Origin of the sequence: Nocardioides panacisoli (genome assembly GCF_039537325.1) — a bacterium.
Taxonomy (GTDB): domain Bacteria; phylum Actinomycetota; class Actinomycetes; order Propionibacteriales; family Nocardioidaceae; genus Nocardioides; species Nocardioides panacisoli.
Map to the genome: position 1 here is coordinate 239991 of NZ_BAABAH010000003.1, position 23908 is coordinate 263898.

General features: G+C 72.1%; 20 protein-coding genes. 11 read left to right on the forward strand and 9 right to left on the reverse strand.

The genetic code is table 11. The features are described from left to right. The first annotated feature begins 206 nt into the window (after nucleotides 1-206). Nucleotides 207-1031: a universal stress protein gene (locus ABD709_RS06475; protein WP_344773495.1), complete on the forward strand. Its 825-nt coding sequence runs from the start codon at nucleotides 207-209 to the stop codon at nucleotides 1029-1031. A 94-nt stretch (nucleotides 1032-1125) separates the two neighbouring features. Continuing rightward, a complete protein-coding gene (locus ABD709_RS06480) occupies nucleotides 1126-1710 on the forward strand; it encodes a hypothetical protein (protein WP_344773497.1) in 585 nt (194 codons plus the stop codon). Nucleotides 1711-1779: 69 nt separating this feature from the next. Here ABD709_RS06480 and ABD709_RS06485 read toward each other — a convergent pair whose 3' ends face one another. After that, nucleotides 1780-2598 carry a COG4705 family protein gene (locus ABD709_RS06485; RefSeq protein ID WP_344773499.1) on the reverse strand — a complete coding sequence of 273 codons (819 nt, stop codon included), beginning with the start codon at nucleotides 2596-2598 and terminating at the stop codon, nucleotides 1780-1782. A gap of 153 nt (nucleotides 2599-2751) precedes the next feature. Here ABD709_RS06485 and ABD709_RS06490 point away from each other — a divergent pair, with 153 nt between their 5' ends. From ABD709_RS06490 to ABD709_RS06505, 4 genes are read left to right on the forward strand one after another with little or no spacing between them, the layout of a single operon-like run. Next, entirely contained in the window at nucleotides 2752-2886 is a 135-nt protein-coding gene (locus ABD709_RS06490; RefSeq protein WP_344773501.1) for a hypothetical protein, read from the forward strand. Nucleotides 2887-2896: 10 nt separating this feature from the next. Next, nucleotides 2897-4321 (forward strand): MBL fold metallo-hydrolase RNA specificity domain-containing protein, encoded by a 1425-nt coding sequence (locus tag ABD709_RS06495; RefSeq protein ID WP_344773503.1) that lies wholly within the window; start codon nucleotides 2897-2899, stop codon nucleotides 4319-4321. A gap of 45 nt (nucleotides 4322-4366) precedes the next feature. Continuing rightward, nucleotides 4367-6031, forward strand: a complete 1665-nt coding sequence (locus ABD709_RS06500) for an FAD-binding dehydrogenase (RefSeq protein WP_344773505.1) — start codon at nucleotides 4367-4369, stop codon at nucleotides 6029-6031. 9 nt (nucleotides 6032-6040) lie between these two features. Continuing rightward, a complete protein-coding gene (locus ABD709_RS06505; protein ID WP_344773507.1) occupies nucleotides 6041-7537 on the forward strand; it encodes a GDSL-type esterase/lipase family protein in 1497 nt (498 codons plus the stop codon). Here ABD709_RS06505 and ABD709_RS06510 read toward each other — a convergent pair. From ABD709_RS06510 to ABD709_RS06525, 4 genes are all read right to left on the reverse strand, one after another. Beyond that, nucleotides 7530-9047 carry a fatty acid desaturase gene (locus ABD709_RS06510; protein ID WP_344773509.1) on the reverse strand — a complete coding sequence of 506 codons (1518 nt, stop codon included), beginning with the start codon at nucleotides 9045-9047 and terminating at the stop codon, nucleotides 7530-7532. The two genes, ABD709_RS06505 and ABD709_RS06510, sit on opposite strands and share 8 nt — an antisense overlap. Before the next feature lie 91 nt (nucleotides 9048-9138). Then, the gene (locus tag ABD709_RS06515; protein WP_344773511.1) at nucleotides 9139-9813 is read right to left on the reverse strand and encodes a response regulator; all 675 of its coding nucleotides are present in this window, start codon (nucleotides 9811-9813) and stop codon (nucleotides 9139-9141) included. Beyond that, complete coding sequence (locus tag ABD709_RS06520) at nucleotides 9810-10883, reverse strand: sensor histidine kinase (RefSeq protein ID WP_344773513.1); 1074 nt, start codon at nucleotides 10881-10883, stop codon at nucleotides 9810-9812. Before ABD709_RS06520 ends, ABD709_RS06515 begins: the two co-directional genes overlap by 4 nt. Beyond that, nucleotides 10880-11218 carry a hypothetical protein gene (locus ABD709_RS06525; protein WP_344773515.1) on the reverse strand — a complete coding sequence of 113 codons (339 nt, stop codon included), beginning with the start codon at nucleotides 11216-11218 and terminating at the stop codon, nucleotides 10880-10882. Before ABD709_RS06525 ends, ABD709_RS06520 begins: the two co-directional genes overlap by 4 nt. A gap of 91 nt (nucleotides 11219-11309) precedes the next feature. Between ABD709_RS06525 and ABD709_RS06530 the strand changes: the two genes are divergently transcribed. Beyond that, nucleotides 11310-13220: an APC family permease gene (locus ABD709_RS06530; RefSeq protein WP_344773517.1), complete on the forward strand. Its 1911-nt coding sequence runs from the start codon at nucleotides 11310-11312 to the stop codon at nucleotides 13218-13220. Nucleotides 13221-13479: 259 nt separating this feature from the next. On the opposite strand, the gene ABD709_RS06535 is transcribed toward ABD709_RS06530, so the two are convergent. The 3 genes from ABD709_RS06535 to ABD709_RS06545 are packed head-to-tail and all read right to left on the reverse strand — an operon-like array spanning nucleotide 13480 to nucleotide 19894. Further along, nucleotides 13480-16473 (reverse strand): bifunctional [glutamine synthetase] adenylyltransferase/[glutamine synthetase]-adenylyl-L-tyrosine phosphorylase, encoded by a 2994-nt coding sequence (locus ABD709_RS06535; protein WP_344773519.1) that lies wholly within the window; start codon nucleotides 16471-16473, stop codon nucleotides 13480-13482. Between the two features lie 6 nt (nucleotides 16474-16479). Then, nucleotides 16480-17817 (reverse strand): glutamine synthetase family protein, encoded by a 1338-nt coding sequence (locus ABD709_RS06540; protein ID WP_344773521.1) that lies wholly within the window; start codon nucleotides 17815-17817, stop codon nucleotides 16480-16482. Between the two features lie 10 nt (nucleotides 17818-17827). After that, on the reverse strand, nucleotides 17828-19894 hold the full coding sequence (locus ABD709_RS06545) for an NAD(+) synthase (RefSeq protein WP_425575054.1): 2067 nt from the start codon (nucleotides 19892-19894) through the stop codon (nucleotides 17828-17830). 38 nt (nucleotides 19895-19932) lie between these two features. Here ABD709_RS06545 and ABD709_RS06550 point away from each other — a divergent pair, with 38 nt between their 5' ends. From ABD709_RS06550 to ABD709_RS06565, 4 genes are all read left to right on the forward strand, one after another. Further along, a complete protein-coding gene (locus ABD709_RS06550) occupies nucleotides 19933-20394 on the forward strand; it encodes a VOC family protein (RefSeq protein WP_344773523.1) in 462 nt (153 codons plus the stop codon). A gap of 9 nt (nucleotides 20395-20403) precedes the next feature. Continuing rightward, on the forward strand, nucleotides 20404-20763 hold the full coding sequence (locus ABD709_RS06555; RefSeq protein WP_344773525.1) for a YbjQ family protein: 360 nt from the start codon (nucleotides 20404-20406) through the stop codon (nucleotides 20761-20763). A gap of 107 nt (nucleotides 20764-20870) precedes the next feature. After that, nucleotides 20871-21740, forward strand: coding sequence for a 3-methyl-2-oxobutanoate hydroxymethyltransferase (gene panB, locus ABD709_RS06560; protein WP_344773527.1), 870 nt, complete (start codon nucleotides 20871-20873; stop codon nucleotides 21738-21740). 32 nt (nucleotides 21741-21772) lie between these two features. Next, complete coding sequence (locus ABD709_RS06565; RefSeq protein ID WP_344773529.1) at nucleotides 21773-22927, forward strand: PQQ-dependent sugar dehydrogenase; 1155 nt, start codon at nucleotides 21773-21775, stop codon at nucleotides 22925-22927. 33 nt (nucleotides 22928-22960) lie between these two features. On the opposite strand, the gene ABD709_RS06570 is transcribed toward ABD709_RS06565, so the two are convergent. Beyond that, a complete protein-coding gene (locus ABD709_RS06570; protein ID WP_344773531.1) occupies nucleotides 22961-23875 on the reverse strand; it encodes a hypothetical protein in 915 nt (304 codons plus the stop codon). Nucleotides 23876-23908: the final 33 nt, after the last annotated feature.

Here is a 23908-nt window from a genome sequence, read left to right on the forward strand (position 1 = left end):
CACGGCCGCGAGAGCGAGCGCCCCCGGCTCGACCCGCTCGATCGCGACACCCACGTGATGACCCGCGCGCATGGCGATCCCTCCCGTCCGGAGTCCGACCCGTCCAGTCGACCAGCCGCGGCCCGTGCTGGAGCAGGGGCCAAGGTCCCCCCAACGGGAGGACGGCGACCCGTGCCCCGCACCGCGACCGCGCGCAGGCTCGACGCATGAACACGATCCAGCCAGGCAGCGTCGTCGTGGCGGCCGACGGCTCGCCGGAGTCAGACCGAGCCGTCCTGTGGGCCGTCGAGGAAGCACACCTCGAGAGGCGTCCGCTCGCGGTGGTGACCGTGGTGCCCGACGCGGACGGTGCGGCGAACCATGCCGCCGTCGAGCTGGCCCGCCGCTGGCGCCCGGGCGTCGAGGTGCAGGGCGCGGCCATCGAGGGGACCCCCCGCCGGCTGCTGCCGGAGATCTCGGCCGGCGCGCACCTCCTGGTCCTCGGGTCCCGTGGCCGGGGCCGGATCAGCAGCGCCGTGCTGGGATCGGTCAGCGCCAAGATCAGCAGCCGTGCTTCCTGCCCCGTGGTCGTGTGCCGACCGGGTCCGGTCGGCAGGGTGCGCCACGGCATCCTGGTCTGCGTCGACGGCACCCGGGACTCCGCGCCCGCCATCGAGTTCGCCTTCCGCCAGGCCTCCCTGCGCGACCTGCCGCTCACCGTCGTGAACGCAGCCGGCGGCGACGACTCGCCGGCAGAGCTGGTGCTCGCCGAGTCGCTCGCCGGCTTCCGCGAGCTGTTCCCGGAGGTCTTCGTGAGCCGCCAGACGGAAACCGACTTCACCGCCGAGAGCAGCTCGCGGTCCTCGGCCCGGTGGCACATGGTCGTCGTGGGTCGTGCGACGGAGGGAGCCGCACGGCCCACGGCCGGTCCGTCCGTCACCGAGGTCGTGGAGCACGCGCACACCTACGTCGCCGTCGTGCCGGCGAGGTCCAGCGAACGGCCCGTCGTCGTCGGGACCAACGACCCCTCGCTTTCGGTACCGCGGCCCTGACCGGCGCTCGCGGATCCGGCGAGGCTTCAACCAAAGAACACGAAACAACCAGCAACACGAAGAGCGGGGCACCCGGCCCCAGAAGGAGTCCATCATGAGCACCATCCAGCGCCCCGCCCATCTCGACGTGATGGTCGAGAGCGACATCGTCACCCACCAGTCCGCACGGCGCGGCCTCGCCGCCCTGCGCATCATCTTCGGCCTCACGTTCCTGTGGGCCTTCGTCGACAAGCTGCTGGCCCTCGGCTACCACACCGGCGTCAACGACCAGACCGGCGCAGTCGACCGGTTCGGCGACGCGGCGTGGATCCACGGCGGCAGCCCGACCGAGGGCTTCCTGAAGTTCGGCGTCAACCCGGACAACTGGTTCCACGGGATCGCCAACAACATCGCGGGCGCCACCTGGGCGGACGCGCTGTTCATGCTCGGCCTGCTCGGCATCGGGATCGCGCTCGTCACGGGCGCCGGCATCCGGGTCGCCGCGATCACGGGTGGGGCGCTCTACATCATGATGTGGGCCGTCTCGTTCCCGCTCGAGAACAACCCGGTGCTCGACGACCACATCGTCGGACTGGTCGCGCTGACGGTCTTCGCCCTCACGCTGGCCGGCGACACCTGGGGCATGGGCAAGACCTGGGCCAAGACCCGGATCGTCCGCCGGTTCCCGGTCCTCCGGTGACCAGCTGACACCGTCTCCAAGGGCGGCCCCGCCGACACGCTCGGCGGGGCCGCTCTTCGACGTACCCCCTCAGTCCGTCTGCAGCTCCAGGTCCCGCGGGTCCTCCTCCGACGGCCGGTGCGCACCGGCCCGGGCCACGGCGTGGTGGCCCTCCTCGTCCGCGTGGGTCCACCACAGGTAGCCGACCGCCGCGGCGAAGCCCACCAGCCCGACGGCGGTGACGAGTCCGGTGCCGTAGCCGAGGCCGCCCTTGTCCGGTGCGTGCGCCAGCCAGTCCGCGACGCTCGCGCCGAGCGGCCGGGTCAGTGCGTACGCCCCCCAGAAGCACGCGACCACCCCGGCGCCCATCCGCCACAGCACCAACGGAACCACGATCGCCACGGCGAAGATCACGATCGACCAGAGGAACCCGAGGCGCAGGTTCTCGGCCGTGGTGTCGCCCAGCGCCGTACCGAGGCCGAAGGTGAGCAGCACGGTCCCCCAGTAGAACCGCTCCCGGCGTGCGGTCGTGATGGAGTGCACCGACAACGTGCCCTCGGCGGCCCGCCACCAGGCCAGCAGCCCGCACAGCAGCACCAGGTAGACCGCCGAGTCGACGTAGTAGGGCGTCCCGAGCGCGACGTGCGGACCGTCGGCGACCATCGTGCCGAAGACGGCGACCATCAGCACGGTCAGCCAGTAGCGCACCGGGTGGTAGGCCGTCGACCGCAGCTGCCACCACAGCACGGCGAAGAAGCCGCCGACACCGACGACGCCGGCAAGGACCAGGTTCGCCGTACCCATGAAGTCGGCACCGGTCTCCCCGATGCCGGTCGTGAGCAGCTTGACGATCCAGAAGAGCGCGAAGACCTCGGGGACCTTGGGCGCGGCGAAGCTGCGGTTGGCCATGCCCCGGATGCTAGGTCGGGCAACCTGCAGCAAACCTGACCACCCGTTGTGACCAGACCAGGAGGGACCTTGGCCCCTCGCCGCCCCGCCTCCGGCGCGCGATTCTTGCGATGTCGCGCTGGACGCGACCCACGCCGACTCGGAGGAGGGCCCATGACGGCAGTGACCACGGACACCACGATGACGCCCGGGTCGGTGGAGGTGAGCCGCGTCCCGGAGCAGATCGCGCGCGCCCACCTGCTTGCCGCGCGGGCGACCGACCTCGACGCCGGTCCCCCGGCCGCGTGACGGGCCGGCCATGACCGACACGCAGCTGCGCGGCCCGACCGTCGTCGACCGCAGGTCCACCACGTCGACCCTGACCTTCCTCGGCGCGACCGGCACCGTCACCGGCAGCCGCTTCCTCGTCGAGAGCGGCGGCACCAGGCTCCTGGCGGAAGCCGGCCTCTATCAGGGGCTCCGCGAGCTCCGCCGCCGGAACTGGGAGCCGTTCCCGGTCCCTGCCCGGGAGATCGACGCCGTCGCGCTCACGCACGCGCACCTCGACCACACCGGCTACCTGCCGCGCCTGGTCCGGGACGGGTTCTCCGGACCGGTCTACTGCACCCCGGAGACCGCCTCGCTCGCCGAGATCGTGCTCCGGGACAGCGCGCACCTGCAGGAGGAGGACGCGCGGCAGGCCAACGAGGGCGGCTGGACCCGGCACGCACCGGCGCTGCCGCTCTATGACACGGCAGACGTCGAGCGGACGCTGCCGCTCCTGGCGCCGCGCGCCTTCGGGCAGCGGGAGGCCGTCGGCGCGATCGACATCTCCATGGCGCCGGCCGGCCACATCCTCGGCTCCGCGGTGCTGACCGTCGACGCCGGCGGGCACCGGGTCGTCTTCAGCGGCGACCTGGGCCGCGGGGGCCACCCGCTCCTCCTTGCCCCGGCTCCCCCGCCCGCGGCCGACGCCGTCGTCGTCGAGTCGACGTACGGCGACCGGCGGCACCCGGACCCGGCGCCGGACCTGCTCGGGCGCGCCGTTCGCCGTACCGTCGAGCGGGGCGGCTCCGTGCTGATCCCGGCGTTCGCCGTCGATCGCACCGAGCTGGTACTCCTCGAGCTCTACCGGCTGACCGAGGAGGGCCTGATCCCGCGGCTCCCGATCTATGTCGACAGCCCGATGGCGCTGGCCGCGCTGGACGTCTACCGCAGGGCGGCCCATGCGGGTTCCCCGCAGCTCAGGCCGGACCGCGCCGGAGCGCTGGACGCCCTCGAGCGGCTCGACCTGCACCACGTGCGGGACGCAGCGGGCTCCGAGCAGCTCAACACGCCCCACCAGCCGTGCATCATCGTGTCCGCGTCCGGAATGGCCACCGGCGGCCGGGTGGTCCACCACCTCAGCCACCAGCTCCCGGATCCGCGGAACTGCGTGGTGCTGACCGGCTACCAGGCCGCGGGAACCCGCGGGCGCCAGCTTCTCGACGGGGCGCGCGCCCTGAAGATGCACGGCTGCTACGTTCCCGTGCGCGCCGAGGTCGTCGACGTACCGGACTTCTCGGTCCACGCCGACGCCGACGAGCTGGTCGCCTGGCTGGCCTCAGCACCAGCCCTCCCCCGGATCGTCTACGTCGTGCACGGCGAGGCCGCGGCGTCCGCCGCGCTCGCCCGACGCCTCGAGCAGGAGCTCGGGGTCTGCGCCGTCGCGCCGCGCCTGGGCGAGCGCGTCCGTCTCGACTGACACGACGTCCGGCGGCACCGCGGCCGGCCGGTAGGCTCGGCGGCCGTGCCCGACTTCGAACCCGACGCGATCGTCGTCGGGGCCGGCCTCGCCGGCCTCGTCGCCACCCACGAGCTCGTCCTCGCCGGGAAGCGGGTGCTCGTCCTCGACCAGGAGAACCGGGCCAACCTCGGCGGGCAGGCGTTCTGGTCGCTCGGCGGCCTGTTCTTCGTCGACAGCCCCGAGCAGCGGCGAATGGGCATCAAGGACTCCCGCGAGCTCGCCCTCCAGGACTGGCTCGGCTCCGCGCAGTTCGACCGGCTCGACGACGAGGACGTGTGGCCCCGCCGCTGGGCCGAGGCGTACGTCGACTTCGCGGCCACCGAGAAGCGTCAGTACCTGCGCGACCTCGGCCTGCGCTCCCTGCCGTTCGTGGGTTGGGCCGAGCGGGGCGACGGCCGCGCGGACGGCCACGGCAACTCCGTCCCCCGCTTCCACCTGACCTGGGGCACCGGCCCGGAGGTCGTGCGGGTGTTCCTCGAGCCGGTCCTGCGGGGCGAGGAGCGCGGCCTGGCGAGGTTCGCACTGCGGCACCGCGTCGACGAGCTCGTGCTCGACGGCGGCGCCGTGGTCGGCGTACGCGGGACCGTGCTGGCGCCGGACGACGCCGCCCGCGGGGCGCGGTCCAACCGCGAGGAGGTCGAGGCGTTCGAGCACCGGGCCGCTGCGGTGATCGTCACCTCCGGCGGGATCGGGCACAACCACGAGCTGATGCGGCGCAACTGGCCGACCGAGCGGGTCGGCGCGGCTCCCGAGCACATGATCAGCGGCGTGCCGCACCACGTCGACGGCCGGATGCTCGCGATCACCGAGGCGGCGGGCGGCCGGGTCGTCAACCGGGACCGGATGTGGGCCTACGTCGAGGGCATCCACAACTGGGACCCGATCTGGCCCGACCACGCGATCCGGATCCTGCCGGGCCCGTCGTCGATGTGGTTCGACGCGAACGGCAGGCGCCTCACCGGCATGTCCGGCGTTCCCGGAGCGGACTCGATCGGGTCGATGAAGCAGATCCTTGCCACCGGGCACGACTACTCCTGGTTCGTCCTCACCCAGAGCATCATCGAGAAGGAGTTCGCGCTGTCGGGGTCCGAGCAGAACCCCGACATCACCGAGAAGGACGTCAAGGTTCTCGCGAAGTCCCGGCTCGCGAAGGGCGCGCCCGGTCCGGTGCAGGCGTTCATCGACCACGGCGAGGACTTCGTCACCGCCCGCACGCTCCCGGAGCTCGTCGCCGGCATGAACAAGATCGCCCGAGGCCCGCAGCTCGACCCCGCCGACATCGAGCGCCAGGTCCTCGCCCGCGACCGCGAGCTGGCGAACGCCTTCAGCAAGGACGTCCAGCTGATGACGATCGCCAACGCCCGCCGCTCGCGCACCGACCGCCTGATCCGCGTGGCCAAGCCGCACCGCATCCTGGACCCGGCCCACGGGCCGCTGATCGCCGTACGGCTCAACATCCTGTCGCGAAAGACCCTCGGCGGGCTGGAGACGAACCTCGACAGCCAGGTGCTCGCTGCGGGCGGGGAGCCGGTACCCGGGCTGTACGCCGCCGGCGAGGTCGCGGGCTTCGGCGGAGGCGGCGTGCACGGCTACAACGCGCTCGAGGGGACCTTCCTCGGCGGCTGCATCTTCTCCGGCCGCGCGGCCGGGCGTGCGGCCGCTCGCTAACCTGGAGGCGTGGGGCGCCGGGGCTGGATCTCTCTGCTCGCCACGGTCCTGACGCTGCTCGCCTGCGTCGTCATCGCGATCCCGGTCGCGATCGAGCTGACGCCGGCGCGCGAGACCACCGTCGCCGGGCAGTACCTCGGGGTCGGCGCGAGCGCCGGCATCGACGGTCTCAAGGGGCCCGCGGAGCTGCAGCAGCTGGGCGAGACCACCGTCGACCTCGACCGGATCCAGGTGCACGGACCGCTCCGCCCGCGGCTCGAGGTCGGTCCGCTGGTCCGCACCCGTGAGGCCGACGAGCTGCTCGACCCGAAGAGCGGCCCGGCCGCTCAGAAGCGGGCGCTCGGCGCGGTGACCGGGGCCTTCCGGACCTGGTACCTCGAGGCGACGGGGCTGCTCCTGCTCGTCACCGTCGCGATCATCCTGCTCGCGACGACGGCACGGATCGGGATCGTGATGGCCCGTGCGGGACGCCGGGACGAGCCCCTGACCGTCGGCGAGGTGTGGCACGGCCGGGCGCGGCGCCTGTGGCGCAGCGCGGCGGTCGTGGTGGCCGGCACTCTCGTGGCCTGGCTCGCCTGCGGCGCACTCGCTTGGCACGACACCCGCGCCGGCATCGACGGCGTGAGCTCCGTGCGGGACCTGGTCGGGGCCGACCCGGTGCACCTGCGGCCCGAGGGTCCGCCGGTGAGCGGCTACGCCGGTGCGGTGATCGGTGACAGCCGTGCGTCCCGCCTCGGCGGTCCGCTGGTCTCGGATCCCACCAAGGACGACAAGGCCTGCGCGCGGTCCTCCGACTCCCTCGCCGCGCAGCTGGGTCGTCTCTCCCCCGGCCAGCCCGTGCTGAACCTCGCCTGCCCCTCCGCCACGATCCCGCACGGCCTGCTGGGCGGGCAGTACACCGGGGGCGAGGTCGTCCCACCGCAGGTCTCCCGGCTGCTGCGGACGCGCGGCCTGGAGTACGTCGTCGTGATGATCGGTCCCAACGACCTCGCCTGGTCGGACTTCCTGCGCTACTGCTACGGCGTCGACCAGTGCGACGACAGGTTCACCAGCGACCAGTTCGACTACCGGATCGCGAAGTTCGACCGCGACTACGGTGACCTGCTGGCCGCCCTGGCGGCCCTGCCCGGGAAGCCCGAGGTGGTGGTGGTCGGGTCCTACGACGTGTTCGCGAAGGACGCGGACTGCTCGGACACCAAGGCAGCCGGCCACCCGGGCCTGGACCAGCAGGGCCTCGCGCTCCTCGAGCAGCGCAACGACGAGCTCAACCACGTCCTCTCGACGGGTGCGGGCGCCTACGGCTTCACCTATGCGAAGCCGCAGCTGGTCCCGCTGTGCCAGAAGGTGGATCCCGAGGTCGGTGGTGACATCCAGGGTCTCGACGACAAGCACCCGTTCCACCCGACCGGCGTCGGCATGGTCCGGCTGGCCGCCACCGTCCTCGGGGCGATCCGGTCGGCCGAGTCCTCCGGCTCGACCGGGTCGCCGTCCGCCCCGGTCAGCTAGCGCGGACCCGGAGGGTCTCCGGGTCCACCGGCACGAAGTCCACCTTGTCGCGAACGCCGCAGTCCGGGCAGGTCCAGTCGTCCGGGATGTCGTTCCACGCCGTCCCGGCCGCGAAGCCCTCGTGCTCGTCGCCGGCCGCGACCTCGTAGACGTAGGAGCAGCCCGGGCACCTCGCCGCGAGGACCTCGGTGGCGAAGTCGTTCGCGGTCACGTCGTCGGGGAGGGCGTGCTCGTGCGCTGCCCCGTCGGCGCCGTACCGCGCGTAGTACTTCGCCCGCTTCCGCTCGCTGATGTTGGCCAGGGTGATGTCGCCCCCCAGGTGCGCCACCACCTTCTTGTCCATCACCGCGCGCCACAGCGGCGGCACCGCGGCCATCACGATGCAGCCGGCGTAGCCCATCGGCAGCGTCGGCGACTCCTCGAACGCGCGGAGCGACTGGTAGCGGCGGGTCGGGTTCGCGTGGTGGTCGCTGTGCCGCTGCAGGTGGTAAAGGAAGACGTTCGTGACGATGTTGTTGCTGTTCCAGGAGTGCGACGGGTTGACCCGCTCGTAGCGCTGCCGGCCCTCCGGGCCGACCTTCTGCCGGAGCATCCCGTAGTGCTCGAGGTAGTTGACGATCTCCAGCAGCGAGAAGCCCACCACGGCCTGCAGCACGAGGTACGGCGCGATCCCCCACCCGAAGACGGCGAGCAGCGCGCCGAACAGGATCACCGACATCAGCCACGCGTTGAGCACGTCGTTGCCGAGGTGGAAGGGATGGGTGTCCTTGCGCTCGTACCGCTTCTTCTCCAGCCGCCAGGCGCTCTTCAGCGAGCCGGAGACCGTGCGCGGCCAGAACTGGTAGAAGTTCTCGCCCAGCCGGCTCGACGCCGGGTCCTCCGGGGTCGCGACGCGCACGTGGTGGCCACGGTTGTGCTCGATGTAGAAGTGACCGTAGAAGCTCTGCGCCAGAGCGATCTTGGAGAGCCAGCGCTCGTTGGCCTCGCGCTTGTGGCCGAGCTCGTGCGCCGTGTTGATGCCGATGCCGGCGATGCAGCCGACCGACAGCGCGAGCCCGATCTTGTCGACCACGGACAGGCTGAGGTCGGCCACCAGCCGGGGGCTCAGGGTGTCGGCCACCCACGACGTCGCGCCGACCAGGTCGGTGAACCAGGTGAGCGGGTTGACCCCGGCGATCATCGCCATCGCCGCGAACAGCCCGACGTACTGGATCGGCAGGTAGAGGTAGGTGATCCACCGGTAGTACCTGTCGTTCTCCAACGCCTCGATCAGGTCCTCGGGCGGGTTGGAGTCGTCGAGCCCGAGAGCGACGTCGAGGGCCGGGATGATCACGAAGACGAGGATCGGGCCGACCCACAGCGCGGCGCTCCAGCCGAGCAGCGTGTAGCCGGCGAACGCGAGAAACGCCAGGCTCGGCACGACGAGCCCGAGTATCCAGAGGAAGCGCTTCTTGTCCTTCCAGGTCTCGGTCGTCCCCTCCGGGACCGTGCTGTTCGGGATCGTGTCCATGCCAGGTTCACCTTCCGTCGCGTTCTCGCGTTGTACACGACGGTATTATTTGTAAACCTTCTTGACAAGACCCGAGTATCTGTAAACCTCGTCACGGCTCGAACCGGTAGCCCATGCCGGGCTCGTTGCGGAAGTGCACGGGTCGAGCGGGCTCCTTCTCGAGCTTCCTGCGGAGCTGGGCCATGTAGAGCCGCAGGTTGCCCTGGGCCGTCTCGTAGCCCGGGCCCCACACCTCCAGCAGCAGCCGGCGCTGGCTCATCAGGCGCCCGGGGTTGCGGACCAGGACCTCGAGCAGGTGCCACTCCGTGGGCGTCAGGCGTACGTCGACTCCCCCGGCAGTGACGCGGGTGGCCGCCAGGTCGACGCGTACGTCGCCGAACTCCACGACCGGCTCGTCCTCCACCGGCGCGTTGCGCCGCAGGATGGCGCGCAGTCGCGCGAGCAGCTCGTCCATCCCGAACGGCTTCGTGACGTAGTCGTCTGCGCCGGCGTCCAGGGCCTCGACCTTGTCGGCGCTGTCGCTGCGCCCGGACAGCACCAGGATCGGCACGCTGCTGCGGCTCCGGAGCCCGGCGATGACGTCGACGCCGTCCATGTCGGGCAGGCCGAGGTCGAGCACGACGGCGTCGGGCGGCACGGCAGCGGCGGCGTCGAGCGCCTCGGTGCCGTCCGCGGCGACGACCACGTCGTAGCCACGGGCCCGCAGGTTGATCCGCAGGGCCCGGAGGATCTGCGGCTCGTCGTCGACGACCAGGACCCGGCTCACGACGTGTCTCCTGTCCGTGCCACCGGCAGGGTCAGCACCATGGTCAGCCCGCCTCCCTCGGTGTCGGTCGGGTCGATCCGGCCGCCCATCGCCTCGACCAGGCCTCGGGACAGCGCCAGCCCGAGTCCGAGGCCGGTGCCGGTGTCACCGAGGCGCTGGAACGGCTTGAAGACCCGCTCCCGGTCGTCGACCGGGATCCCCGGCCCGTGGTCGGTCACGCGCAACCGGACCAGGCCACCCACGCTCTCCGCGGCCACGACGGGGGGCCGGCCGTCCGGCGAGAACCGCTGGGCGTTCGCGACCAGGTTCACGACCGCGCGCTCCAGGAGGACCGGGTCGGCGACGACCTCGGGGAGCTCCCCGGGCACGGCGAGGACGACGCTCTGAGGAGCAACGCCGAGGTAGTCAAGGGCGCGCGACACCACGTCCTCGAGGGCGGTCGGGCGCAGGTGGACGGGCATGGCGCCGGCTTGCAGGCGGCTCAGGTCGAGCAGGTTGTCCACCAGCCCGGTGAGCCGGTCGAGGGCCTCGTCGGCCGCCTCGAGCAGCTCCCTCCGGTCGTGCTCGTCGAGGGTGACGCCCTCCTCGCGGAGCCCCGACACCACGGCCTTGGCGGCGGCGAGGGGTGAGCGCAGGTCGTGGCCGACGGCGGCGAGGATCGCGGTCCGCAGCTGGTCGGCGGCCGTGATCTCGGCCGCCGCGGAGGCCGCCGCCGCCCGACGCTCGGAGAGGTCGACCAGCCAGCTGACCATCACTCCGACCACGACGAAGGCGGTCAGCGCGACGACGTTGTTGGCGTCGTCGATCGCGAAGGTGCGGTAGGGCCGGGTGAAGAAGAAGTTCAGGACCGCCGCCGACATCACCGACGCGACGAGCGCCGGCCCGAGGCCCCCGACGAGAGCAGCGACCACCACGAGGACGAGATAGGCCGCGACGTCGCTCGCGAGGTTGAGCGCCCCGCCGCGGAACGGCAGCAGGACGAGCACGAGCACCGCCGCACCGGCGAGCGCCACGGCGTAGCCGTAGGCACGCCGGCGCCTGCTCAACAGCCCGGCGCGCAGGGTGCTCATGGTGCCGCCGGAGCGCGGCGGCCGAGCGCGATGGCGCCGGCGACGATGACCAGCAGCCGGACGAGGTCGGGCCCACGGAAGGTGAGCTGCCCGAGCTCGTTGACGCCGAAGCCGGTGGCCAGCGCCCATCCGGTCACCGCGAGCAGCAGGGCGCCGTACTTCCGGACGACGCGGAAGAGCAACGTCGCGACGGCGAACACCGCAGCGGTCGCACCGGCGCCGGTGATGCCCGTGGCGACGCAGGTCGCGGTGGCGGCGAGCAGCAGGCCGCCGCCGATGCCGAGGCGCACCCCCTCCTGCTCGAGCATGCTGGGCTCGGTCACCTGCTGTGCCACGTTCCCAGCAAACCGCGCCGAGGCGACCTACGCACGTTAGGGAGTCGTTAGGCCACGTCCCAGCGCCGGAGGACGGCTGTTTCATTGCCTGGTGAGTCTCGACATCGAAGCACCGGCACCTACCGAAGGAGGGCGCGGGCCCTATGCCGCCGGCCGTCGCGGTGACGAGCCGCAGGCGTGGTGGCGGGTCATGTGCCTGACCGGCGTCGACTACTTCTCGACCCTCGGCTACCAGCCGGGGATCGCGTTCGTGGCGGCCGGCGCACTCAGTCCGATCGCGACGCTGATCCTGGTGCTGCTGACGCTGTTCGGGGCGCTGCCGGTCTATCGCCGGGTTGCCGAGGAGAGCCCGCACGGTCAAGGGTCGATCGCCATGCTGGAGCGACTGCTCCCGTTCTGGCGCGGCAAGCTGTTCGTGCTCATGCTGCTGGGCTTCGCACTGACCGACTTCATCATCACGGTCACGCTCTCCGCCGCGGACGCGTCGGTGCACATCGTCGAGAACCCGCACGTGCCCGGGGTGCTCGACGGCAAGGAGCTCTGGATCACGCTGTTCCTCGTGGCGCTGCTCGGCGCCGTCTTCCTCAAGGGCTTCCGCGAGGCGATCGGCGTCGCCGTCTGGCTGGTGGCCGCCTATCTCGCGCTCAACGCCGTGGTCATCGCGGTCGCAGCGGTGCACGTGTTCCAGGACGCCCACGCCGTGACGGACTGGACGACCACGCTCACCGCCGAGCACGGCAACGTCGTGCTCATGGTCGCGGTGTCGCTCACACTGTTCCCGAAGCTGGCGCTCGGGATGTCCGGGTTCGAGACCGGTGTCGCAGTGATGAGCCACGTCCGCGGGGATCCCGGCGACCGGCCCCAGCGGCCCGAGGGGCGGATCCGCAGCACCAAGCGCCTTCTCACGACGGCGGCGATCGTCATGAGCGGCTACCTCATCGCGTCCAGCCTGGTGACCACCCTGCTGATCCCGGCCGACGAGTTCCGGGACGGCGGCAAGGCCAGCGGCCGGGCGCTGGCCTTCCTTGCGCACCGTTACCTCGGCGAGAGCTTCGGGACGGCGTACGACGTCTCGACGATCCTCATCCTGTGGTTCGCGGGCGCGTCGGCCATGGCAGGCATGCTCAACCTGATCCCCCGGTACCTCCCGCGCTACGGCATGTCTCCCGCCTGGGCGGGTGCCGTGCGTCCGCTCGTCCTCGTGCTGACGCTCACCGCGTTCCTCATCACCTGGCTGTTCGACGCGGACGTCGACGCCCAGGGCGGCGCCTACGCGACCGGGGTCCTCGTGCTGATGACGTCCGCCGCGGTCGCGGTGACCCTGGCCGCACGGAAGGCACGCCAACCCCGTCTGACGGTGGCCTACGGCCTGATCGCCGTGGTGCTCGCCTACACGCTCGTCGACAACGTGCGCGAGCGGCCCGACGGCGTGAAGATCGGCGGGTGCTTCATCGCGGCGATCATCGTCGTCTCCCTGGTCTCGCGGCTGGTGCGGTCGCTGGAGCTGCGGACGACGGAGGTGACCTACGACGCCCGCGCCGACGCGTTCATCCGGGACTGCGCCCGCCGGACGATCCGGCTGGTCGCGAACGAGCCGGACGCGCGGGACGTGTCGGAGTACCGCGACAAGATCGCGCAGATCGTCGACGACCACGACCTCCCGGACTCAGGGGACATCGTCTTCGTCGAGGTCACCGTCGAGGACTACTCGGACTTCGAGAGCCGGATCGAGGTGCACGGCGAGGTCCTGCACGGCGAGTTCCGGGTGCTGACCGTCCGGGCCGCCTCGATCCCCAACGCGCTCGCCTCGCTGCTCCTCGACCTGCGTGACCGGACCGGCGTCCGTCCGCACATCTACTTCGAGTGGACCGAGGGGAACCCGCTGCTCAACCTCGCCCGGTTCCTCCTGTTCGGCGTCGGCGACGTCGCTCCCCTGGCCCGCGAGGTGCTCCGCCGCGCGGAGCCCGACCGCGGCCGCCGTCCGCACGTGCACGTCGGCTGATCCGCTGCAGGGACGAGCCGACCCGGCGTTGAAACAATGTGCTGGCCCGGCAGCGTCCGGTCGTGTTGCGAGCAGGCGACCGGTGCGCAAGAACTGGGGGTCGGCGGCACCCGATCCGGGACGCGCTCGACCGCAAAAAGCAAGTCGGGCCGCGACCTCTGGGGGGGTCGGTCGCGGCCCGACTGCCTCATCATTACATAAAGAAGGTGACCCGCGCTAACGGTCCTGCCGGGATTTTCAACAACGCGGGTCGGCCGTCCTACTCCCAGAAGACCCGGTCGACGACGGCACGCGCACGGCGGGTGGTGCGCAGGTAGTCGTTGACGAACTCGTCGGCCCGGTCGAGCGGATAGCCGACGATTCCCGCGACGGCGCGTCGCTCGCGCGGGTCGGTCGGGAGCTGGTCGCCACCGCGGCCACGGGCGAGCGTCACGGCGTTCCGTACCCGGCTGACCAGCCGCCAGGCGCCGATGAGCACGTCGGCGTCCGCCCGGCTCAACAGGCCGGCCTCGGAGGCCGCTTCGAGCGCGGGCAGCGTGCGCGGCGTGCGGAGCGCCGGCAGCTCGGCGCCGTGCCGCAGCTGGAGCAGCTGGACCGTCCACTCGATGTCGGCCAGCCCTCCCCTGCCGAGCTTGAGGTGGAGGTGGGGGTCGGCGCCGCGGGGCAACCGCTCGTCGTCCACCCGCGCCTTGATCCGACGCACCTCGCGGACGTCGTCCGCGCTGAGCCCCGAGGCGGGGTAGCGCAGCGGGTCGATGAGCGCCGTGAACCGATCGCGGAGCCCCGGGTCGCCGACGACGGCGTCGGCGCGCAGCAGCGCCTGCGCCTCCCAGACCTTCGACCACTTCGCGTAGTAGCTCGTGTAGGACTCGAGGGTGCGGACCAGGGCGCCCTGCCGGCCCTCCGGCCGCAGGTCGGCGTCGACGAGCAGCGCCGGGTCGTCCCCCGGTGCTGCGAGCGAGCGGCGTACCTCCTCCACCACGGCCTTGGCGTAGGACGCCGCAAGCTCCTTGTCGGCGCCCGACGCGCCTTCAGGGGGGTCGTGGACGAACAGCACGTCGGCGTCGCTGCCGTAGGACAGCTCGAAACCGCCGTAGCGGCCCATCGCGACGATCGCGATCCGGGTCGGCGCCTGCTCGAGGCCGCGCGCGGCGCGGACCGACCTGCCGGCGATCTGGAGGGCCGACTCCAGGGTCGCGTCGGTGAGCCGGGTCAGCGCGAACCCGACGTCGGCCACGTCGGTGATCCCGAGGACGTCGCCCGCCGCGGTGCGGAGCAGCTCCCGGCGGCGGACGGCGCGGATCGCGCGGATGGCCTTGTCGGTGCCGGCCTGGCGGCCGGCCGTCGCGAGCATCTCCTCGGTCATCGCGTCCGCGGACAGCGGCGCGAGGTCGCCCCCGAGCAGCCGCACCCCGGCGGGCTCCCGCTCGAGCAGGTCGGTGCAGTAGCGCGAGGTGGCGAGCAGGTGCGCGAGCCGCTCGGCCACCTGACCCTCGTCACGGAGCGTGGAGAGGTACCACGGCGTGCTGCCGAGCGCCTCGCTGAGCCGTCGGAAGCCGAACAGGCCCGCGTCGGGGTCGGCACCCTCGGCGAACCACTGCAGGAGGGCGGGCAGCAGGGCGCGCTGGATCGCCGCGGTGCGGGTGACGCCGGCGGTGAGCGCCTCCAGGTGCCGGAGCGCGGCGCGCGGGTCGTCGTACCCGAGCGCTGCCATCCGGGCGATCGCGGCCTCCGACGACAGCCGCGCCTCGTCGCCGCTGATCTGCGCGACCGCGGTGAGCAGCGGCCGGTAGAAGAGCTTCTGGTGCAGCCGGCTGACCTCGCGCCGGTGGTGCTCCCACGCGGCGAGGAGCTGGACGTCGGGCTGCCGCAGGAACCCCAGGCTCCGGCCGAGCCGGCGCAGCGAGCGCTCGTCCTCGGGCATCAGGTGGGTACGGCGCAGCCGGTACAGCTGGATCCGGTGCTCGAGCTGGCGCAGGAAGGCATAGGCACGGTGCAGCGCCTCGCCGTCCTCACGACCGACGTAGCCGGCGCGGATCAGCTCGGCGAGCGCGCTCAGCGTCGCGGCCGGGCGGATCCGCTCGTCGGCGCGGCCGTGCACCAGCTGGAGCAGCTGGACCGCGAACTCGACGTCGCGCAGCCCGCCCGGCCCGAGCTTGATCTCGTGGTCGAGCTGCTTCGCGGGGATGTGGTCGACGACCCGGCGACGCATCGCGCGCGCCGCGTCGACGAAGCCCGGGCGGTCCGCGACCGACCACACCATCGGCCGCACCATCTCGACGAAGTCGCGGCCGAGGGCCGCATCACCGGCGGCGGGCCGTGCCTTGAGCAGAGCCTGGAACTCCCACGGCTCGGCCCAGCGCTCGTAGTAGCCCCGGTGGCCGGCCAGGGTGCGGCTGAGCGCGCCGGCCTTGCCCTCGGGCCGCAGCGCCGCGTCGACCTCCCACACCGTGCCCTCGGCCGTGTGGTCGGAGCAGATCCGGATCAGGTTCGACGCGAGCTTCGCAGCGGTGGCAGCCGCCTCCGCCTCGTTCGCCCCGTCGGCGGGCTCGTGCAGGAAGATCACGTCGACGTCGGAGACGTAGTTGAGCTCGTGTCCCCCGCACTTGCCCATCGCGATCACGGCGAGGCGTACGCCGTCCGCCGGCTCGCCGACCCGTGCCCGGGCGATCGCCAGCGCCGCCTCGAGCGTCCCTGCCGCCAGGTCGGCCAGCTCCGCCGCGGCGTCGTCGACGCCGAGGTCGTGCGCGAGGTCGCGGGCCGCGATGCGGAGCAGCAGCCGCCGGTACTCCACGCGCAGCGCGTCGACCGCCTCGGCATCGGGAATCGCGGAGACGGGCCGCTCCGACGCCGCGTCCGCTCCCACAGCCGTCAGCAGCCGGTCGCGCAGGTGCCGTGCGGCCGGGCGGGTCGAGCCGAGGGTCGGATCGGTCAGGTCCCGCCACTGCTCGGGGTGGGCGGCGAGGTGGTCGGTCAGCGCCGCGCTCGCCCCGAGCACCGACAGGAGCCGCATCGCGGTGCCCTCGTCGTCGGCGACCGCGCCGAGGAACGCCGTCCGGTCCGGCACGACGTCGGCCAGACGGACCAGGCCGGCGACAGCGGCGTCCGGGTCCGCCGTACGACCCATGATCGCGAGCAGCGGCCCGGCCACGTCTCCCAGCGCGGCCAGGTCGGCCTGCGCGCGGTCGACGTCGGCGAACCCCAGCCGCAGCAGCTCGCTGCGACGGGTGGCGCGGTCGTCGGTCGGAGTCACCGCGCCCTACAGGACAGGCAGCATGCGGTCGCGCTCGAAGGCGGAGACCTGCCCGCGGTACTCGTCCCACTCGGAGCGCTTGTTGCGCAGGAAGTAGTCGAAGACCTGCTCGCCGAGCGTCTCCGGCAGCAGCTCGGACCGCTCCGCGATCTCGATCGCCTCGTTGAGGTTCTTCGGCAGCGGCGCGATGCCGAGGCTGCGCCGCTCCTTCTCGGTCAGCGCCCAGACGTCGTCCTCGGCCTCGCGCGGCAGCTCGTAGCCCTGCTTGACGCCCTCCAGACCGGCCGCGAGGACCGCCGCGAACGCGAGGTAGGGGTTGCAGGCCGCGTCGACGGTGCGCAGCTCGATCCTCGTGGACTGGCCCTTGTTGGGCTTGTACATAGGCACCCGGACCATCGCGGAGCGGTTGTTGTGGCCCCAGCAGACGTAGGACGGCGCCTCGCCGCCGAACATCATCCGCTTGTAGGAGTTGACCCACTGGTTGGTCACGACGCTGATCTCGCCGGCGTGGTGCAGGATGCCGGCGATGAACTGGCGGCCGGTCTTGGAGAGCTGGTACTCCGCACCGGGCTCGTAGAAGGCGTTCTGGTCGCCCTCGAACAGCGACACGTGCGTGTGCATGCCGGAGCCGGGCTGGTCCGTGAACGGCTTGGGCATGAACGTCGCCCAGATGCCCTGGCCCAGCGCGACCTCCCGGATGACGGTGCGGAAGGTCATGATGTTGTCGGCCGTGGTGAGCGCGTCGGCGTACCGCAGGTCGATCTCCTGCTGGCCCGGCCCGCCCTCGTGGTGGCTGAACTCCACCGAGATGCCCATCGCCTCGAGCATCGTGATCGCCTCGCGGCGGAAGTCCGAGCCGTCGGAGTGCGCGGCGTGGTCGAAGTAGCCGCTGCGGTCGATCGGCACCGGCTCCACGCCCGGCTGCGGGTCGTCCTTGAACAGGTAGAACTCGATCTCGGGGTGCGTGTAGAACGTGAACCCCTGGTCGGCGGCCCGGCCCAGGGTGCGCTTGAGGACGTTGCGCGGGTCGGCGAAGGACGCGGAGCCGTCCGGCATCAGGATGTCGCAGAACATCCGGGCCGTGGACGGGCCCTCGCCGCGCCAGGGCAGGATCTGGAACGTCGACGGATCGGGCTTGGCGAGCATGTCGGCCTCGTAGACCCGCGCGAAGCCCTCGATCGCCGAGCCGTCGAAGCCGATCCCCTCGGCGAACGCGCCCTCCAGCTCGGCGGGCGCCACGGCCACCGACTTCAGGAACCCGAGCACGTCGGTGAACCACAGCCGGACGAACCGGACGTCACGCTCCTCGAGAGCGCGGAGAACGAAGTCTTCCTGCTTGCCCATGGGGCAGAGCCTATTGGTTCGGCACCTGCTCGAGGTCGGCGAGCCACGCCGCCGGGGTCGCGTCGGACGGCATCCGCCAGTCGCCGCGCGGCGACATGGTGCCGCCGGGGCTGACCTTCGGGCCGTTCGGGAGCGCCGACCGCTTGAACTGGCTGGCGAAGAACCGCTTCACGAACACCTCGAGCCAGCCCCGCACCGTCGCGAGGTCGTACGCCGTGCGCGCCTCCGGCGGGAAGGCCGGCGGCCACTCCCCCTCGTCGCAGTCGCGCCACGCGTGCCAGGCCAGGAACGCGATCTTGTGCGGCGGGAACCCCCGCCGGATCACGTGGTAGAGCGTGAAGTCCTGCAGGGCGTAGGGACCGACGGAGTCCTCGGTCGCCTGCGGCTTCTTGCCCTCCTCGGTCGGGATCAGCTCGGGGGTGATCTCCTGCTCGAGGATCTCCCTGAGGACCTGGTCGGCCTCGTCGTCGTACTCACCGCCGTGCAGCTGGCTGCTGTCGATCACCCAGCGGATCAGGTGCTGGATCAGCGTCTTGGGCACGCCGCCGTTGACGTTGTAGTGCGACATCTGGTCGCCCACGCCGTAGGTGCACCAGCCGAGGGCCAGCTCGGACAGGTCGCCGGTGCCGAGCACGATCCCGCCGCGCTGGTTGGCCAGCCGGAACAGGTAGTCGGTCCGCAGCCCGGCCTGCACGTTCTCGAAGGTGATGTCATAGACGGGCTCGCCCTCGGCGAACGGGTGCCCGAGCTCCTCGAGCATCCGCGAGGCGGCCGGCTTGATGTCGAGCTCCTCGAACGTGCAGCCGAGCGCCTTCGAGAGCCGGGTCGCGTAGGACTTCGTCGTCGAACCGGTGGCGAAGCCGGGCATCGTGAACGCCAGGATGTCGCTGCGCGGCCGGCCCAGCCGGTCCATCGCCTTCGCGGCGACGATGAGTGCGTGGGTGGAGTCGAGGCCGCCGCTGACGCCGATCACGACCTTGGGCTGGAAGTCCGGGCCGCCGATCGCCGCGAGCCGGCGCTCCAGGCCGGACACCTGGATGTTGTAGGCCTCGTAGCAGTCCTGCGCCAGGCGCGCCGGGTCGTCGGGCACGAACGGGAACCGGTCGACCTTGCGGCGCAGGCCGACGTCGCCCGCCGGCGGGCGCAGCTCGAACGGGATCCGGCGGAATGCCGAGACCCGGGTCGCGAGCGTGCGACGGTTGTCGTCGACGGTGCCCTGCCGCAGCCGCTCCTGCCGGATCCGGTCGAGGTCGACGTCGACCACGGTGCGCCGCGGGCCGTCGGGGAACCGCTCGCTCTCCCCGAGCAGCTCGCCGCACTCGTAGGCCATCGTCTGGCCGTCCCAGGACAGGTCCGTCGTCGACTCCCCCTGACCCGCGGCGGCGTAGACGTAGGCAGCCGAGCAGCGCGCGCTCTGGCTGCGCGCCAGCAGGTGCCGGTCGTCGGCCCGCGCGATCGTGATCGGGCTGCCCGACAGGTTGACGAGGACGGTCGCCCCGGCGAGCGCGGCCTCCGAGCTCGGCGGCACCGGGACCCACATGTCCTCGCAGATCTCCACGTGCAGCTCGAGGCCGCGCACGTCGGTCGACGAGAAGATCAGGTCCGGCCCGAGCGGCACCTCGGTGCCGGCGACACGGATCGTCGAGCCGCGGAGGTCGTCGCCGGGTGCGAACCAGCGCCGCTCGTAGAACTCGCGGTAGGTCGGCAGGTAGGACTTGGGGGCGACGCCGAGGATCCGCCCGCGGTGGATGACGACCGCGCAGTTGAGCACCCGGCTGCCGTGCTCGAGCGGAGCGCCGACCACGATCACCGGCAGCAGGTCCGCGGAGCCCTCGACCAGGGTCGCGACCGCCTCGTCCACGGCCGCGAGCAGCGTGTCCTGGAGGAACAGGTCGTCGGCCGAGTAGCCGGTCAGCCCCAGCTCCGGGAACACGGCGACCGCGACGCCCTCGTCGTGGCAGCCGCGCGCCTGCTCGAGCGTGCGGGCGGCGTTGGTGACCGGGTCCGCGAGCGCGACCGGGAGCGTGCACGCGGCGACGCGCGCGAAGCCCTGGGCGTACGCCGAGTAGAAGTCCACGTCGATGAGTCTAGGGACCGGGTGGAGTCCACCCGGGTATGAGCATCACGTCCACGAGCATTCAGCCCTGCCTGTGGTTCGACGACAACCTCGAGGAGGCGGCGCGGTTCTACACGGGCATCTTCCCGAACTCCTCGATGGGCCACATGACCCGTCTGGCCGGGGAGTTCACCCTCGACGGCCTCGCGTTCCGCGGCATCAACGGCGGGCCGGACCACGCCGGGTTCACCGAGGCGGTCTCGTTCCAGGTGACCTGCCGGGACCAGTCCGAGGTCGACTACTACTGGGACTCGCTCGTCGACGGCGGCGCGGAGTCGGTCTGCGGGTGGCTCAAGGACCGGTTCGGCCTGTCCTGGCAGATCGTCCCCGTCCGGCTCTACGAGCTGATCCACGACCCCGATCGGGCCCGCGCCGAGGCGGCCGTCGCCGCGATGATGCGCATGCGACGGATCGTCGTCGCCGAGCTGGAGAGGGCAGCCGACGGGGCCGGGCACGAGTAGCGTCCCGCCATGATCATCGTGACCTCCAACGACGTGCCGGGCGCGCGCATCGTGCACACCTTCGGCGAGTGCTTCGGGCTGACGGTCCGCTCGCGCAACCTCGGGTCCAACATCGGCGCGGGCTTCAAGGCGATGGCCGGCGGGGAGCTCAAGGGCATCACCCAGCTGCTCATCGAGTGCCGGCGGGAGGCGCTCTCCCGCCTCGCGGCCGAGGCCGAGGCCCGCGGCGGCAACGCCGTCGTCGCGTTCCGCTTCGAGACGACGGAGTACGGCGGCACCGGCATCGAGGTCTGCGCCTACGGCACCGCCGTCGTGGTCGAGGCGACCACACCGCCGGTCCCGCAGGCGCCCGCCACCCCGCAGGGGTGACCGAGCACACAGGTCCCATCCGGCCGCCGCGGGCCTAGGCTCGAGTGGTCCCCCACCGTCCGTGGACCCGCACCGCGCGGGCCGCGAGTCAGAGATGAGGAGCACCGATGAGCAGCACCCCCGAGGAGACCGCGCCCTACGGCGGCGGCCCCGCCGTACCGGCGGCGGAGACGCCCAAGGTGATCCGCCGGATCCGGACCCACCACCTGCGGGAGATGAAGCAGCGCGGCGAGAGGTTCTCGATGCTGACCTCCTACGACCAGCTGACCGCGCAGGTCTTCGACGAGGCCGGGATCGAGGTCCTGCTCGTCGGCGACAGCGCGTCCAACAACGTGCTGGGCAACAGCACCTCGATCCCGGTGACCGTCGACGAGCTGCTGCCGCTGACCCGGGCCGTGAGCCGCAGCGTCTCCCGGGCGCTCGTGGTCGGCGACCTGCCGTTCGGCTCCTACCAGGCCTCCCCTGAGCAGGGCTACCTCACCGCCGCGCGGTTCATGAAGGAGGGCGGCGCCCACTGCGTGAAGCTCGAGGGCGGCGTCGAGATGGCCCCACAGATCGAGCGGATGACGCGGGGCGGCATCCCGGTGATGGCGCACATCGGCTTCACGCCGCAGTCCGAGCACGCGCTCGGCGGCTACCGGGTCCAGGGCCGCGGCGACGCGGCGGAGCGGCTGCTGCGCGACGCCGAGGCGGTCCAGGAGGCCGGGGCGTTCGCGGTCGTCATGGAGATGGTGCCCGGCGACGTCGCCGCACAGATCACCGCGAAGCTCGAGATCCCGACCATCGGCATCGGCGCCGGCAACCAGTGCGACGGCCAGGTCCTGGTCTGGCAGGACGCCTTCGGGCTGCGCACCGGCAAGATGCCCCGCTTCGTCAAGCAGTACGCCGACCTGCGGTCGACGCTGCTCGACGCCGCCAGGACCTACGACTCCGAGGTGAAGTCCGGAGCCTTCCCGGGGCCCGAGCACACGTTCTGACCCGTGCAGGAGGTCCGGGGTTACGGTGGCGCATGCGCACCCTCCTCGCCCTGGTCGCCGCATCACTGACCCTCGCCTGCCTCGCCGGGCCCGCGGACGGCGTACGTGCCGAGGCGAAGCCGCACCGGGCCGTCCCCGACCTCACCGTCACGACGGTCGCGGACGGCCTCGACCACCCGTGGGACGTGCGGCCGATCGGCGGCGGCCGGCTGCTGGTGACCCAGCGCGACCGGAAGACGCTGAGCGTCGTCGAGCCCGACGGCACCGTCGACGGCGTCGACTTCGACAACAGCAAGATCTGGGTCTCCGGGGAGACCGGCCTGCTCGGGCTCGCGATCGACCCGGACTTCGCGACCAACGGCCGCTTCTACACGTGCAGCGGCTGGACCAAGAACGACGGCGGCCACGACATCCGGATCCTGGCGTGGCACCTCAGCGACGACCGGTCCAGCGCGACGCGCACCGACGTGCTGCTGACCGGGCTGCCCACCAGCAGCGGCCGGCACGGGGGCTGCCGGCTGCTCATCACCGACGACGGCTCGCTGCTGATCGGCACCGGCGACGCCGCGCAGACGCCGAACCCGCAGGACAAGGACAGCCTCGGGGGCAAGACCCTCCGGATCGACCGGATGACGGGCAAGCCCTGGCGGACCAACCCCTGGAAGAACGCGGACACCCGGCGGCGCTTCGTCGACACCTACGGCCACCGGAACGTGCAGGGCCTCGCCCAGCGCAAGGACGGCACCCTGTGGTCGGTCGAGCACGGCACCTACCGCGACGACGAGATCAACTTCCTGCGGCCCGGCCGCAACTACGGCTGGCAGCCCGGCCCCGGCTACGACGAGTCACCGCCGATGACGAACTTCTCCCTCCCCGGCAAGCAGTGGGCGGCCCGCTGGAGCTCGGGCGAGCCGACCATCGCGTGCAGCGGGGCGTCGTTCGTCGGCGGCCCGCACTGGGGCAAGCTCTCCGGCACGCTCGCCGTCGGGTGCCTCGCCGGCGAGCGCCTGATGTTCGTCAAGTTCGACAAGTCCGGGCACCTGGTGTGGACCAAGGCACCGGCGGCCCTGCGCGGTGACTACGGCCGCCTGCGCGCCGTCACCCGCGTCGGGCACTCGCTGCTGGTCACGACCGACAACGGCTCCGGCAACGACGTGATCCTCAAGGTCACCCCCGCGTCAGGGTGAGAGTGACCCACGGGTCACCTTCACCCTGACGACTCATGCCGCGGGGACTCCCAGCAGCCGGAGGTCGTGCGCGACCTGAGCGGGCTCGTCGCGGAGCTCGCGCGAGGTGCACCGGACCACCACGCGATCGGGCGCCGTCAGCGCACGCTGGCGAGCGAGGTCGTCCTCCCAGTGCTCCACCTCCATGTGGAAGCCCCCATCCACCTCCAGGACCAGCGTGCGCGCGTCGGGCAGCCGCCACTCGCAGTCGGTGAAGCGGAGCCGCCCGCTCGCATCGCGACGCCGGACCTGCCGCGCAGGACGGGCCAGCCCGAAGGCTCGGCACATCCGGCGGACGCCGATCTCTGCGCTCGACTGCGCACCCCCCTGGATCTCGGCCAGGGCCAGACGGAACCTCGGCGCGCCCCGCAACGGACGCATCCGGTCGATCCACTCGAGGAGCGCGTACGGGGTCGTGAGCCGCTGCTGGACCGCAGCCGCGAGGACGCCCTCGGCTGTCCGGTGGGACCGCTCACGTGACGCGAACCGGAGAACCGCCGGCTCGATCCGGCACGTCGGCAGTCCGCGCGCCGGCTGCCGCAGGGACGCGAGAGACAACCTGGTCTCTGCGAACCGCACGCCTTCGACGGCCGACTCGGGCTGACCTCCCTGCGGGACGAGCACCGTGATGTCGTCGCGATGCCAGTTGCGCAAGCCGAGGACCTCGGCAGCGGAGAGGTCACCCAGCAACGCCTCGCCGCCGGCGTGGAGGACGCCGAGCCACATCACCTGGCCGCGACTCAGGGCCCCCGTGGTCGTGCCGATCACCACCGGGGACAGGTCCGTCCAGCGCTCCGTCTCGATCCGGTGGCTCACAGCCCATCGGTTGACACCGCACTCGGCCAGCTGGGCGCGCGTGATCAGCCCCGCCTGTGCTGTCGCGACGGCGCGCCAAGGGTCCGCTGCCATGGCCGACAGCGTGCAGGAATCGACGGTCGCTCG

What these genes read in the sequence shown, in the direction of transcription:
- ABD709_RS06475 (WP_344773495.1), top strand. Translation starts at nt 207, where the DNA reads ATGAACACGATCCAGCCAGGCAGCGTCGTCGTGGCGGCCGACGGCTCG.
- ABD709_RS06480 (WP_344773497.1), top strand. Translation starts at nt 1,126, where the DNA reads ATGAGCACCATCCAGCGCCCCGCCCATCTCGACGTGATGGTCGAGAGC.
- ABD709_RS06485 (WP_344773499.1), bottom strand. Translation starts at nt 2,598, where the DNA reads ATGGCCAACCGCAGCTTCGCCGCGCCCAAGGTCCCCGAGGTCTTCGCG.
- ABD709_RS06490 (WP_344773501.1), top strand. Translation starts at nt 2,752, where the DNA reads ATGACGGCAGTGACCACGGACACCACGATGACGCCCGGGTCGGTGGAG.
- ABD709_RS06495 (WP_344773503.1), top strand. Translation starts at nt 2,897, where the DNA reads ATGACCGACACGCAGCTGCGCGGCCCGACCGTCGTCGACCGCAGGTCC.
- ABD709_RS06510 (WP_344773509.1), bottom strand. Translation starts at nt 9,047, where the DNA reads ATGGACACGATCCCGAACAGCACGGTCCCGGAGGGGACGACCGAGACC.
- ABD709_RS06520 (WP_344773513.1), bottom strand. Translation starts at nt 10,883, where the DNA reads ATGAGCACCCTGCGCGCCGGGCTGTTGAGCAGGCGCCGGCGTGCCTAC.
- ABD709_RS06540 (WP_344773521.1), bottom strand. Translation starts at nt 17,817, where the DNA reads ATGGGCAAGCAGGAAGACTTCGTTCTCCGCGCTCTCGAGGAGCGTGAC.
- ABD709_RS06550 (WP_344773523.1), top strand. Translation starts at nt 19,933, where the DNA reads ATGAGCATCACGTCCACGAGCATTCAGCCCTGCCTGTGGTTCGACGAC.
- ABD709_RS06555 (WP_344773525.1), top strand. Translation starts at nt 20,404, where the DNA reads ATGATCATCGTGACCTCCAACGACGTGCCGGGCGCGCGCATCGTGCAC.
- panB (WP_344773527.1), top strand. Translation starts at nt 20,871, where the DNA reads ATGAGCAGCACCCCCGAGGAGACCGCGCCCTACGGCGGCGGCCCCGCC.
- ABD709_RS06565 (WP_344773529.1), top strand. Translation starts at nt 21,773, where the DNA reads ATGCGCACCCTCCTCGCCCTGGTCGCCGCATCACTGACCCTCGCCTGC.
- ABD709_RS06570 (WP_344773531.1), bottom strand. Translation starts at nt 23,875, where the DNA reads ATGGCAGCGGACCCTTGGCGCGCCGTCGCGACAGCACAGGCGGGGCTG.